Genomic DNA, 12279 nt, shown 5'->3' with positions numbered 1-12279 from the left:
GGCCCGCTGGCCCGGCGAGAAGCTCTACGTCATCGCCGACAACTTCTCCCCGCACAAACGCGCCGAAGTTCGGGACTGGGCCGCGGCCAACAATACGGAGTTGGTGTTCCTACCGACCTATTCGTCCTGGCTGAACTGGATCGAATCGGAGTTCGCCGCGTTGCGGTACTTCGCTTTGAACGGGACCGATCACCGCAGCCACAACGAACAAGACGCCGCGATCGGCGCCTACATCCGCTGGCGCAACCAGCACGCCCGACCCAAACGAGAGTTCGCAGTGAACTCCACAATCCGGCGCCCGGATTACCTATCCAACGTTGCTTGACGAGGCACTAGATGCCATCGGAGACGCCTACGAGTTCGGGCTGGTCGACGTCGAACACGCCGCCCTCGGTGACGTCAAACCCGCCGATATCGACCTCGCCGCCGCCTGACCTGCCGCGCTGCGGTCCGCGGTCGCCCATGCCGCGGGCCGGAGCGCGGCCACTGTCCGCCGCGACCCAGGAAGGAATTTCAACCCGTGAGCAACGCCGACTCGATCGACTTGTGGTTCCCGCTACCAGACGTCACCGCCGTCGCCGAGCACGCGATGGCCGCCCCGCGGCATTCGCGCTGCCCGTTCGCCGGCGACGAGATCCCGACCGCGCCCTCGCTGATCTGGACCAAGAACGACGGCACCTACCTCTGGAGCAACGGGATGCCCCGCCAACACAGGAATCCCAGCGATCCGGATTCCGATCCGATCTCGGTCCACGCACTCGGGTGGGGGCCCGGCGCCGGGCCCGCGATCGGGTCCACTCCGGTCGGTGGCGATGATTTCCACTTGCCTGAGCCCACCTTCGAGCCGGCCGTACCGGGGTGCAACTGGTGATCCAAGTCGTGGACGTACTTCAACACATCCTCGTCTTCCCACCACCGCCGCAACATAGGCAGATCGCTCGACGTGTATTCAGTGAGCTCGATCTCGGGCAATGCCATGGCCGACAACGTATTCGTGCGCAACGGGCAGCGCAGCAAGACCACCGATTCGGGTCACTTATCGGCGGCCAGAAATCGAACCCGGGTTCGATGGAACGAGAAAGGCCCCGCCGAATCGGCGGGGCCTTCTCCATCTCCGGGCATCGTGTGCCGCACGGACAGTGCGTTGCTCTACCAGCTGAGCTACAGGCCCTCGAATGGACCCGACGGGACTCGAACCCGCGACCTCCGCATTGCCGGTCACTGTAGCAGCGGCCACCGACAGCTCGCGGCCCCCGGCATTGAGCCGGCCCCGTCTATCTGGGGCGTGCCCCAGATAGACAGGCCTCGAAGTACGGACAGGTCAGGAGTTCTGCTCGATCATCGCGAGGAATTCCTCGGCATGCCGACCGGATACCTCGAAGGTTACGGTTGCCGGCTCGGCTGGGCCGTGCTCACCGGTGACCGGGCCGGGAACGACCGACCTTGCCAGATGCTGCACTTCATCGAAGGTCAAAGCTCCCAGCTCCTGCTGCTTCCAGTGCACTTCCATGGGCGGTGTGGTCTCCAGGAGCGCGGTGAGCAGGTCTTCCACACCGAGATAGTTGTGGCCGTGCTCGGCAGCGATGACCGCGGCCCGGCGCAGCGCGACGATCACCCCGGGCGCCGCGCCGGTGATCGTGGTGACAGTGCTGTCCCGATCGACAGTAGTCATACCCGTTCGATCCTTTCGAGGTGAGAGCTTCGATCGTCGTACGCTACTGCGGAACTCCGTAACGGGAGTCTCCACCGGTCTCCAGGATCTCGAGACCGTTGTAGAACCCACCGATACACCAGATGCGTTTGGCCTTGCCAGGCGTGGGGCAGACGATCTTGTCTTCCCGAGTGACCGGCTGCTCGGAGCAGCGAACGACGATCCCGCCGCCGTCCACACAGTCGGAGACCCGGACCGCGTTCGCCGGCCCGGCCGCGATGATCAATGCGACGATGACTCCAGAGAGCACCCCGAAGCCTCTCCGGACCGTGGTCGATGTACGTAAAGACATGCGCTTTCCCTCCCGAAAACAATCCCCGTGACAGAAGCGTCACCGATTCGGCGGCCAAAGATCTCCTGTCGCTTACCTACTTGGACGCCCGCCCCCGCCCATCGGTTCCAAGCCCCACCCAGTCGATCCGCCGAGGGCCCGTTTTTCTGCACTAAGCCCATTCGCTGCGGATCCTTCCGGCCACCGATAACCATCCAGGTACCGACACTGAGCAGCGCGAAGGTTTCGAGACACCCCGCCGAGATCCACCGGCCCGGAACGTATCCCCACGTCAATGAGTCTCATATTCTTATCTCGAAATTGCGTGCGCAGGTCGTGGGCGAACCTGATCGTCGCCGGCCACAAGACGGTGGAGAACCGGAGTTGGTCCACGGCCTACCGCGGTCGCCTGGTGATCCATGCCGGGCGCACCTGGGTACCGGCGGCCGTCGAGTTGGCGCGCACGCTGGGAATCACCGGGTTCAGCTCCGCGAAGGAGACCGCCGGCGGGTTCCTCGGAACGGTCGAGGTGCTCGACATCCACCCGACCGCAGGCTGCTGCGCCCCGTGGGGATTCCAGGACCCGGGCACCTTCCACTGGGTCCTCGGCGACGCCCGTCCGTTCGATATCCCGATCCCGGGCCCGGGACGACTCGGGCTCTACCGCGCTCCGGACCACCTCCTCGATGTGGTCTCCGCTCTCACCCTGCCCGGTCCCGCCGGGCGGAAAGGCATGTGAATGGACCTCGGCTACGCCCGCGTCTCCACCACCCACCAGGACCTCGAACGCCAGCTCGTCGCGTTGGGCGAGCACGGGATATCGGAGGAGCGGATCTACGCCGACAAGAAGACCGGCGCCACCGTCGACCGGCCGCAGTTCAAGGCACTGCTGAAGTACGCCCGGCCCGGCGACACCATTGTCGCCACCAACCTGGACCGGCTGGGCCGCAACCTGCGTGAGTGCCTCAACGTGATCCACGACCTGTCCGAGCGCGGGGTCGGGGTGAAGACGCTGCGGGATCCGCTGCCGATCGACACCACCGATACTTCGGGCATGGCCGAGATCAGCGTCGCCATGTTGGCGCTGTTCGCCCACATGGAGCGCGTTTTCATGCGGGAACGGGCCGCTCACGCGCGTGAAGTCGCTGCCGCTCAAGGCAAGCAGCCCGGCCGGCCGCGCAAGCTCAGCGCGGCCCAGCTCGCCATGGCCCGGGCCGCGCTGCGTGAGGAGCAACCAGTCGACCAGGTCGCCGAAGCATTCGGGGTATCGCGGGCCACGCTGTACCGCTACCTCGCCGAAGCCACCGACGCCGAACAGGGCGCCGGGGAACCCGAAAGAGAGAAAGAAGAAAGATGAACTGGCAGAACAACGACGCCCACTCGCCCGCATCGGGCCCGCCGGCGGTGATACCGCGCTTCCGCGACGAACGGTTCGATACCGAGGTGGGCCCCGGTGCGCCCCTGGCGATACCAGCATCCGGCACCGGCGGCGGCCGTCCGACGGTGACCATCTGTGGATCCATGCGGTTCTTTCCGCTGATGATCGACGTCGCCGCGGAACTGACGAGCAAGGGCGCGATCGTGCTCATGCCCTACAAGGTGGTTCCACCCGGCGAGCAGAGCGGACCGGCCAAGGCCGCCCTCGACCAGCTGCACAGGGACAAAATCGACCAGAGCGCCAGCGTTGTCGTGGTCACCGACCCAACCGGCTACTACGGCGACTCGACCCGCGGCGAGATCGCGCACGCGATCCGCACCGGCAAGCCGGTCACGCTGTGCCAGCGCACCGTCGACACCTCCGGTATCGGCCAGGAGCTGGCGGCCGATGAGGACCGGACGATACTGCTGCCCGAATTCACCCCGGAAGCGGCCAGCAAAGCCGATGCCCTGCGTATCGCCGCGATCGAAGGCGCCGAGGGCGGTTACGCCTGCGGCCACGACGCGGTCTACTTGCTGCCCGACGAGCTGTTGGCGGAACTGCCGGACCCGCTCGCCTGGGCGTTGTCCGGTGTGGAATTGCAGCCCCCGGAAGGCCCGTGGCCGGAGTGGGCGCGCACCACGCACCCGGTCAACTGGCCCTACCTGATCAGGACCCACCCCGAGGAGATGACCTGGAACTACGCGATGTTGGAGAACAACTTCGGCGCCGCACCCGCCGCGATCGCCGACGCCTACCAACTCCTGGCCACCAACGGCGCCCGCCCGTATCTGGAGGTGTGCCTGTGGGTCGACCCGGACGGCAGGATCGCCGTCGAACCGCTGGCACTGAACGCCAGGACCCTCGTTGAGGTCGGACTGCTGGATCAGGTCGACGACATTCTGGTGGCCGGTGGACGCCCCCGCGAACTGCTACGCGACGAGGAGGAGGCCTTCTGGAGTCTGATCGCCGCCTGACAAACACCCAGTAACGAGAACCGGCCGGCTGCAATCCGGCCGGTTCTCGCGTTTCAGGGTTGCACACGCGGAGCAGTAGGGGCTCGTGGAGCTACTGCGATATTCCGATGACACCGCACGCCGGACGGCCCCCGGCATTGCCGGTCGTCAGAGAGTCTGAGTGGCCCCCTCTGCCCAGATCATCCGTGCCGGCGTGGATGACGATCGTGCGCCCGAGCACACTGTTCGGACCGATCACCTTCACCTTTTTATCGGTGATCGTGCCATTGGCGCGGCCATTGGCATCGGTTTTGAGGTTGCCCAGGTCACCCACATGCCGGTTTTCGTCCTCGGGGGCGCCGTGGTTTTTGCCAAACGGATTGAAATGCGGTCCGCACGAGGTGCATCCGTTGGTGGTGTCACCGAACGTGTGGATGGCGAACCCCCGTAGGGCGTGCGCGTCGTTGCCCGATATCTCGTAGGTGATCGTGGTCGGACCGTCCTCGGTTTCTTGCTCGAATGTGACTATCCCTTCTACGTTGCTGTCGCCGCGGAGCACTGCAACCGCCTTCACCATTGGCCTACCTCTTGTCGTAGAGCTGGACATGCTCACCAGATGACACGCTGCTCCGGCGCCACTTGATGTCGCGCCCACAGACCCCGCGTCAAGATCAGTATCCGATCACGGAAGGATCTGCGGGGAAAAGCGGTTCGGCTGATCGGGCGATAAACAGTCGACGAGTTCCTACACCGTCCGGCCTTTCCCCTGACTCTCCGAATCCTGCCTGGACATGGTCGTCCAGGTGCTTCGCTCGACCCACCGGCGCCGGACCGGGACCACGCCCGACCCGTTGTTTTTCGGCGAGTTCTACCGGGACCCCCAGTACCTCGGCGGATTCAGGCTGGGCGCTCGCCTCCGGGGCCGGCTCCCCCGCAGAGCCCTCCGGGGGAGAGTCCGAACCGACGTCGAAGACCAGTACATCCGCACTCGCTGGCTTCGTGAGACTCGGGCCGAGATGAACTGAGCGCGTCGGTCGTTGCGCTTCCCGCGCTGGTCAACAATGATCGGGGCCGTCCGGTTCACCCCTGCTCCGGACGTACGAAGCCCCTGCCATGTTGGGACGCGGCAGGGGCTTCGTGCTGATCAGACCTATATGGGATTACGCGGCGTCGCCCTGTGCGGCTTTGGCTTTCAGCGCTTCCAGTTCCTCGTCGGTGACGCAGCCGAGGAATTGCGCCTGCCAGGGATGGTTGCGGCTGTCGATCCAGACGCCGGCGGAGGTCTCGCGCAGCATCACCTCGCGGTACCAGTCGACCTCGGCCGGGGCACCGGCCTCCATCTCGCGGATCTTGTCCGCGCGCACGGTGGTAGCCCATTCGATCTGCTTGGGCGAACCCGTGAGCTCGGGCCACCCGGCGGCGCGGGCCGAGGTCGCGTTGGCGGTGTTGACGGCGTCGTGCTCGCTCATCCCTCGATGGTGCACCCGCCCACCGACAGGAGCCATAGCGCAACTTCCAGCGTGGTCGGGTCCGAGAGGTACTGCCGCCGGCCTGCGGCCCTTGCCACCGGGATACCGCGGCCGGCCTCGACGGGCGGGGTCCGGGTAGGGGTAGCCACATCTCACCACCTCTATTTCACATCCCCGGTATCCCGCCCGCGCAGTCCGGTCAGGATCTCCCCGGCTTCGGCCTCGACGGTGTCGGCGTCCTGCTCCCGAAGCTGTCCCGAACCCCAAACAGTATCTGTGCGCCAGATCACAGTTGCAGTTGACCTTAGGTCAGGGTGGACGCTCGTCGCAGCGGCACGAAGCCGACCGGGACAGACCAGATTCGATGGAGCAAAACACCATGTCGATCACCCTTTCCGACCAGGACAAGAGCACTCTGCGGACTGCCGCGTACGGCGCCGTGTCGCTGATCGCCGCCGCCGGTGCCGCCGGCAAGCCCCACAAGATCGCCACCGAAGGCGCCCTCGCCCTGTACACCGCGACCGGCCCGGTCGGGCACGTACTCGCCGCGAAATCCAAGGACATCGACCTGACAGGCAAGTCGGTGGCCGAACTCGCCGACCAGGTTCTGCCAGCGTTGACCGCAACCATGAGCCTGCTCGCGCAGCAGGATCCGGCCGAGGCCTCCAACTTCCGCACCACCGTCCTCGTCGCCATCGAAGCAGCCCAGACCCACCCGGGCCAGCCCGGCCCCGCGACAGCCGAGATGGCCCGCAAGATCACCGCCGCCCTCCACGTCACCGGGGTGTCCACCACGCACAGCGGGGCCACCGTGTCGAATGCCGTTGTCGGGCGAGATCGCCCGGAGTTGCAGCAGGCGATCGAGGAGATCGTCGAGTCCGGTTTCCTCGGGGTGTCACTACGCGTGCACGACGAGCGGGGCGAGTGGGTCGGCAGTGCCGGGCTGGCCGAGCTGGGCGGGACCGCGAAGCCGCCGATCGATGGGCACGTCCGGATCGCCAGCAACACCAAAACTTTCACCGCGACCCTGGTGCTGCAGCTGGTAGCCGAGGGCAAGATCGGCCTCGACACCCCGGTGGCGGACTACCTGCCCGAGTTCGGGCTGGACGAGCGGATCACGGTGCGAATGCTGTTGCAGCACACCAGCGGGGTGTTCAACTTCACCGGCGAGATGTATGAGGACGGCACGATCGTGCTGGGGATCCCCGCGCCGAGTACCCCGTTGGGTCAAGAGTGGGTGGAGGACCGGTTCCACACCTACCAGCCGCGGGAACTGGTGGAGCTCGCGTTGTCCAAGCCGGCGCGGTTCGAACCGGGGACGAAATGGAGCTACTCCAATACCAACTACGTGCTGGCCCGGCTGCTGATCGAGCAGGTCACCGGCCGATCCTTCGCCGCGGAAATGCACCGGCTGATCCTGGGTCCACTCGGGCTTTCGAGCACCGTGGTGCCGGAGACCTCGCCGGAGATTCCCGAACCGCACGCCCACGCCTACTACCGGTACGAGCAGGACGGTGTGGAGAAGACCGTCGACGTCACCCGCCACAACCCCTCCTGGGCCCCCGGCGGCGGTGACATGATCTCGACCACTCAGGATCTGGCCACATTCATCTCAGCGCTGCTGCGTGGCAAGCTCCTGCCGGCTGAGCTGCTGGCGCAGATGTGCACACCGCACCCGACGGGCATTCCGACTATGGACTACGGCCTGGGGGTGTTCGTGCGGGACCTGGGTCCCGGCGGCGGCATCGTTATCACGCACAACGGCGGTCTTGCGGGCTACGCGACGCTGATGTGCGCCACCCCCGACGGCAGTAAGACCATGACCGCCTCGCTGACCTGCGTAGACGACTCCGCCATGTCTGTGGCGGTGCCGTTCCAGACCGCGCAGCAAAAGCTCCTCGCCGAGGTGTTCGGCGGCGGGCAGGCCGATCCGGCTCAGTAGCCCGCAAACCGCGGCCACGCCGAACTCAACCAGCTCGGCGTGGCCCGTCCGCTTGTCCTGTCCGCCGAGCTCTGCTCGGCCGGGTGGGGCACTTTCCAACTCATTTCACCTACCGTCACGAACAGGTTGTGAGGAATTCTTGTCATGCGCGCCTTCGAAGACACACAACAGCATGGGATAGTCGAGCGGCTGCTGGACGACCGCCACTCCCTGCCGCTGTCGGTCGTGTTGCATCTTGTCCCCGGCGCCCTGATCGTCGCCGTCTACCTGCTCATCGGCGAACCATTCGTCGAGGCCATCGGTTATCCGGCCTTCGCGGGCTGGGCGATCGCTTTGTGCCTGGTTCTGATACCGGTCCAGTTGGGGCTGCTGTGGCTGGGCCGCCAGCGCAACGGCCGGTTCTCACTGCACGGTGTGCTGCACTACACCGACAAGCCGGTCCCGCGCGCAAAGCTGGTGGTGATGGTCATCGCGCTCATCGTGTGGATGATGGTGCTCGGGTTCGCGTTGGCACCGTTGAACAACTTCTTCTTCGACAACTTCTTCACCTGGCTTCCGTTCGCGGACACCGGTGGCAGCGGCAACAACACCTACCTCGACCTCGATGGATACTCGCACTCGATGCTGCTCACCACGATGGTGATATGCCTGCCGCTGACCGGAATCTCCCTCCCGCTCATCGAGGAGCTCTACTTCCGCGGTTTCCTGCTGCCCCGCATCGCACACTTGGGTGGATGGGCGCCGGTGCTCAGCACGGTTTTGTTCGCGCTGTACCACTTCTGGTCGCCGTGGGTGTTCGTGTCGCGGGTGATCTTCACGTTCCCGGGGTACTGGTTCGCGTGGCGGCACAAGGACATCCGGCTGTCGATCGGAATGCACGTCGGCGTGACCTCGATCGTGGCGACGCTCGGCACTATCGCCGTTGCACTGAACCTCATCTAGTGGCGCGGTGGTTGCGCTGTGGTGTGTGTGCCGCTCCGTCGTATCGGATGGCTGTTGAGGTGGAAATCCCGGCGGCCGCCGGTGCGCACGGTCGCCGGGTTCGAGGACAAGGCAGGCTGAGCAGATGAGGAACGGAGTCACGATCGGGCAGGCGGCCGCATTCGTCGGTGTCACGGTGAAGACGGTGCGGCACTACCACAAGCTCGGCCTGGTCGAAGAGCCCGAACGCGACAGCTCCGGTTATCGGCGGTACGGATCGGCCGATCTGTTGCGACTGGTGCAGGTCCGGACACTGGCCGCCGCCGGGGTGCCGCTGGCCGAGATCGGACCCGTGCTCAACGCCGACGCCACGCAGTTGGCGACCGCGCTCGCCGACGTCGGGCGGCAGCTCACCGAACGGATCGAGGAGTTGATCGCGCGGCGTGACACGCTGGACCGGCTCGTCGATGGCGACCAGGCGCTGCTGGGCGACCGCGCTGTGGCGCTGTTGGAGCGGATGGTCGGCCTCGGCTTCCCCGCGGGCGAGGTGGCGAACGCCCGGGAGGGCTGGATATTGGCCAAAGTCCTTGTCCCCGACGGCTTCGACGACTACCTCGCCCATGTCGAGCATGCCCTCGACGACCCCCGGTACGTCGCCTTGATCAAGCGCGCTGCCGAGGCCGCCGCCTGGGAGCCGGACGATCCCCGCGTCGCCGAGCTCGCCACCGCCATGGCCGAGCACTACCTCGCCAACCCCGCACACCTGAAGATCGTGACCGCTCTGCAAGCCCGCACCGAGGCCGCGACCCGGTACACGCTGATCGCGCGCCACGGCGAAGAGCAGACATCGGCCACGACGCGGGCGGCCGCAGTTTTCGAGAACGAGCTCCGCGCCGCCGGCATCCATATCCCCAGACCGGACGCCCGTTGACCGCGCCGTGCTCTGGTCCTTCCCGCAGACACCGCTGGAGCGGCTGCACGGCGTCCGGGATCCGCCCACGATCAGCACCGTGTCAGGGGGCAGCCAAGATAAGCCGGATAGGGGCAACGGTCAGGTCGGAGGGGTGCTGGCTGGGGTGGGGTGTTGGCGTTGGCTCGGTTGCGGTTCGGTGGACTGTGCGGGTGTGGGCTGATTACCGACCGTTTATGGTGCGTGGGTCCTGTGTCGGTGTGGTGAGATCCTGGATCCGGTGCGCTGGCGTCGGCCGTGGGCGCAGTGGCACCCGTGGGGGATGTACCTGGCCGGCCACCAGGAAAAGCCCGCACCGCAGATCCTGGCGGAGCTACGCGGTGTGGCGTGCGAGACACGGAAGCGGCTCCTCAACGGCTTCGACGTCGACGACCAGCACTTCCATACCGCTCGCCTCCGTGAGGCCAGGGCCGGACTGAACTGATCCACCGGTAACGCCGTGGATACAGCCCACCCCACACCCAGCACGCACGCACGCGGAATAGCCGGTAGGGGCGCGCCGTTGAGCACCGGTATCGGTGTCCGGACAGCCCCGGGTCTCACCCCATTCGTCGCTACGAGCGACCACTCGCCAAGAGGCGCTATGGGACGTCGACTCCCACAGAACGCCGCCAGGCTCCTGCCCAGCGCCGGGATACTGGTCGACGGTGGCTTGATCGAGGCGACATGGGAGCATCGCTGCATGAATCCTGAACGGCGACAGAAACTTGCTGAGCTCCAGATAGTGATCGATGGCCTGCTACGTCATGGTGACCCGAGGGAGGATCTGGCCTACGCCGTGGCTCCGGACGGCTCGGCGAGCCGGCGTCATTCCCCGGCCGAAGTTGAGCGATTGACCGCTGATCTGGAGTTGGTGAGCAAGGCGCTCGACAACGACAGCTCCATGCGAGACGAGGACCTGGAGCGCCTGATTCACGAATACCTCCAGCCCTGACTCGCTGTGCGCAGCTGGAGCCTCTGGTGTGACGCGCTGATCACGCTGATCAGGCACCGACCGCTCCTTCCCACGACCGCGACCGTCCTGGCTATCCTGCCTCTGTCTCTGGCCTGGACAAATGCGCAGCATAGTCTTACATCAGCTGGTGTTGGTCGCCCCGGACGCAGCGTTGGAGCCCGACTGACGATGACGGGTCGATGTTCCCGGCCCCCGAGTTCGAGCGCACTCGAATCGCCGGCGTTCCCGATCAGCGACTAGGGCCGGTCGGGAACAAGGCATTTGCATTGATCGAGTCCACTCAGTCGATCCGATCCGACAATGTACGGGAGCACCGCTTTGTCGGTGGTTTGTACGACGGCGGCGAGTTCGTCGGCTGCTCGCGCGATCCGCTTGGCGTCGAGGTGAGCCAGGTCGTAGGGCGTGCTGTAGTCCTTGGACCCGAATTTCTCGCGTTGTTCGTCGGTGCGTAGCTCGCCGCGCTGGTGCGTCAGTATGTTGCGCAACGCACGGATTTTCAGGACTTCGTCGGTGCCGACGGTGCCCCCGAGGCAGTCGCGGTAGAAGCCGCTCATCGTGCCCCAACTCACGGATTCTTGGTATCTCTGGAGCTTCCACCGATAGCGGTGGCGGGTCAACATCTCCGAGCCGACGGAGTCCAAGTAGACCTCGAACGCCGTGACCAAGTCTTTGATGGCGGCTGAGCGCAGCATCCAGTCGTAGTCGTGGGGCATGATGCCGATCTCATCGTATAGCAGATCGATCTGGTCAAGGCTGTCATCGTGCGCGGGCCGCTGCCCGATCTCGTTCCAGTGGCGATCGATCATCTCAGTGGACCATTTCTCGCTTAGACGCACGAAGGCCGCGACATCGGAGTGCGACGTCTTCCAGGCGCCGAGAGCAGAGGTCTCCCCGGCGTACGTGCCTGTCCAGTGTTCTTCGAATCGCCCCTGGTCATCGATCATTTAGCCAGGGTATTTGAGCGGATTGGGGCGAGATAGGGGTTTTCATCCAAGGTGCGGTGGCGGCGGTCGTGGCTCCAGAGGCGGTTTCCTGGCTGGCGGTAGCAGGACTCTGTTGGGTCATGCCGGGCCCCGGGGGCCCAAGAGCACCATCAGCACCGCACGGCCACGGCGTAGCAGGGCCCTCTGAACACCAACACGAAGATCAGTGTGAGCACCACGCTGGCCACCCAGGCCGCGTCTATCAGGCTGATCGTCCCCTGGGAGACGAGAAACCCGATGAACACGAAGCTCATTCCGAGCGCACCCAGCGCAAGCACTACCTCAGGCCAGGTCGCCGAGCTGTTGAGACCCCTCGACGCGCGTGAGGTCGCCGCCCAGATGGTGAGCCGGGTGGCCGAGACACGGGCGGCCTGGCAGATCAACCACCTGCGCGCCGAGACCTAACGCCAGCTCCGCGGCCGCGTTGACCCACACCAGTGGGCCACCCTGCTCGATGAAATCCTCGACGCCGCCCTGTCCCCGCCCCTGTCGATCCCCCGCGGCACCCCGGACCCCGGGACCGCGCCCGGCGTGCTGGCCCGCAGCGACGGCACCAGCATCTACACCCCGACCCGCGCCCAGCTCTACACCAGCCCCGACATCGTCGCCGACGAACAATGAACCGTCACGGATATGGGACCGGCTTCGGTTTCAGACCAGCGCCGGTCGGCGTGGCAGGTTTTG

At 65.8% G+C, this 12279-nt stretch carries 17 protein-coding genes; 11 read left to right on the top strand and 6 right to left on the bottom strand.

Annotated features, from left to right (window positions below; genetic code table 11):
- Positions 1-325: transposase (locus IEY68_RS35520; protein WP_189094716.1), on the top strand; the 325-nt coding region annotated here is incomplete at its 5' end.
- 195 nt (positions 326-520) lie between these two features.
- The gene (locus IEY68_RS35515) at positions 521-871 is read left to right on the top strand and encodes a hypothetical protein (protein WP_058856500.1); all 351 of its coding nucleotides are present in this window, start codon (positions 521-523) and stop codon (positions 869-871) included.
- 450 nt (positions 872-1321) lie between these two features.
- On the opposite strand, the gene IEY68_RS35510 is transcribed toward IEY68_RS35515, so the two are convergent.
- Entirely contained in the window at positions 1322-1672 is a 351-nt protein-coding gene (locus IEY68_RS35510; protein WP_058856501.1) for a hypothetical protein, read from the bottom strand.
- A 43-nt stretch (positions 1673-1715) separates the two neighbouring features.
- Positions 1716-1961, bottom strand: a complete 246-nt coding sequence (locus IEY68_RS35505; protein WP_058856502.1) for a hypothetical protein — start codon at positions 1959-1961, stop codon at positions 1716-1718.
- A 346-nt stretch (positions 1962-2307) separates the two neighbouring features.
- Here IEY68_RS35505 and IEY68_RS35500 point away from each other — a divergent pair, with 346 nt between their 5' ends.
- Genes IEY68_RS35500 through IEY68_RS35490 form a run of 3 tightly spaced genes read left to right on the top strand, consistent with a single transcriptional unit; the run spans position 2308 to position 4376 of the window.
- The gene (locus IEY68_RS35500) at positions 2308-2721 is read left to right on the top strand and encodes an ASCH domain-containing protein (RefSeq protein WP_189094715.1); all 414 of its coding nucleotides are present in this window, start codon (positions 2308-2310) and stop codon (positions 2719-2721) included.
- A complete protein-coding gene (locus IEY68_RS35495; RefSeq protein WP_189094714.1) occupies positions 2722-3339 on the top strand; it encodes a recombinase family protein in 618 nt (205 codons plus the stop codon).
- Entirely contained in the window at positions 3336-4376 is a 1041-nt protein-coding gene (locus IEY68_RS35490; RefSeq protein WP_058856505.1) for a hypothetical protein, read from the top strand. The genes IEY68_RS35495 and IEY68_RS35490 overlap by 4 nt, the downstream gene beginning before the upstream one ends.
- 91 nt (positions 4377-4467) lie before the next feature.
- On the opposite strand, the gene IEY68_RS35485 is transcribed toward IEY68_RS35490, so the two are convergent.
- The 3 genes from IEY68_RS35485 to IEY68_RS36885 form a co-directional block, all read right to left on the bottom strand.
- The gene (locus tag IEY68_RS35485) at positions 4468-4932 is read right to left on the bottom strand and encodes a superoxide dismutase family protein (RefSeq protein WP_058856506.1); all 465 of its coding nucleotides are present in this window, start codon (positions 4930-4932) and stop codon (positions 4468-4470) included.
- Between the two features lie 583 nt (positions 4933-5515).
- Positions 5516-5824: a hypothetical protein gene (locus tag IEY68_RS35480; protein ID WP_058856508.1), complete on the bottom strand. Its 309-nt coding sequence runs from the start codon at positions 5822-5824 to the stop codon at positions 5516-5518.
- Positions 5825-5985: 161 nt separating this feature from the next.
- Complete coding sequence (locus IEY68_RS36885) at positions 5986-6114, bottom strand: hypothetical protein (protein ID WP_267886598.1); 129 nt, start codon at positions 6112-6114, stop codon at positions 5986-5988.
- Between the two features lie 74 nt (positions 6115-6188).
- Here IEY68_RS36885 and IEY68_RS35475 point away from each other — a divergent pair, with 74 nt between their 5' ends.
- The 5 genes from IEY68_RS35475 to IEY68_RS35455 all read left to right on the top strand — a co-directional run bounded on the left by IEY68_RS35475 (position 6189) and on the right by IEY68_RS35455 (position 10591).
- A complete protein-coding gene (locus tag IEY68_RS35475) occupies positions 6189-7766 on the top strand; it encodes a serine hydrolase domain-containing protein (protein WP_229719236.1) in 1578 nt (525 codons plus the stop codon).
- 144 nt (positions 7767-7910) lie between these two features.
- Positions 7911-8708: a CPBP family intramembrane glutamic endopeptidase gene (locus tag IEY68_RS35470; RefSeq protein ID WP_058856509.1), complete on the top strand. Its 798-nt coding sequence runs from the start codon at positions 7911-7913 to the stop codon at positions 8706-8708.
- 124 nt (positions 8709-8832) lie between these two features.
- Positions 8833-9618, top strand: a complete 786-nt coding sequence (locus IEY68_RS35465) for a MerR family transcriptional regulator (protein WP_058856510.1) — start codon at positions 8833-8835, stop codon at positions 9616-9618.
- Positions 9619-9877: 259 nt separating this feature from the next.
- Positions 9878-10081 (top strand): hypothetical protein, encoded by a 204-nt coding sequence (locus IEY68_RS35460; RefSeq protein ID WP_156426361.1) that lies wholly within the window; start codon positions 9878-9880, stop codon positions 10079-10081.
- A gap of 159 nt (positions 10082-10240) precedes the next feature.
- A complete protein-coding gene (locus IEY68_RS35455) occupies positions 10241-10591 on the top strand; it encodes a hypothetical protein (RefSeq protein ID WP_058856511.1) in 351 nt (116 codons plus the stop codon).
- 257 nt (positions 10592-10848) lie between these two features.
- Here IEY68_RS35455 and IEY68_RS35450 read toward each other — a convergent pair whose 3' ends face one another.
- On the bottom strand, positions 10849-11556 hold the full coding sequence (locus IEY68_RS35450; protein ID WP_058856512.1) for a hypothetical protein: 708 nt from the start codon (positions 11554-11556) through the stop codon (positions 10849-10851).
- Between the two features lie 207 nt (positions 11557-11763).
- Between IEY68_RS35450 and IEY68_RS35445 the strand changes: the two genes are divergently transcribed.
- Positions 11764-12000 (top strand): hypothetical protein, encoded by a 237-nt coding sequence (locus IEY68_RS35445; protein ID WP_189094713.1) that lies wholly within the window; start codon positions 11764-11766, stop codon positions 11998-12000.
- Positions 12001-12279: the final 279 nt, after the last annotated feature.

It is taken from the genome of Nocardia jinanensis (assembly GCF_014645735.1).
GTDB classification, from domain to species: Bacteria; Actinomycetota; Actinomycetes; order Mycobacteriales; family Mycobacteriaceae; genus Nocardia; species Nocardia jinanensis.
This window is presented reverse-complemented; position numbering and strand designations above follow the sequence as displayed.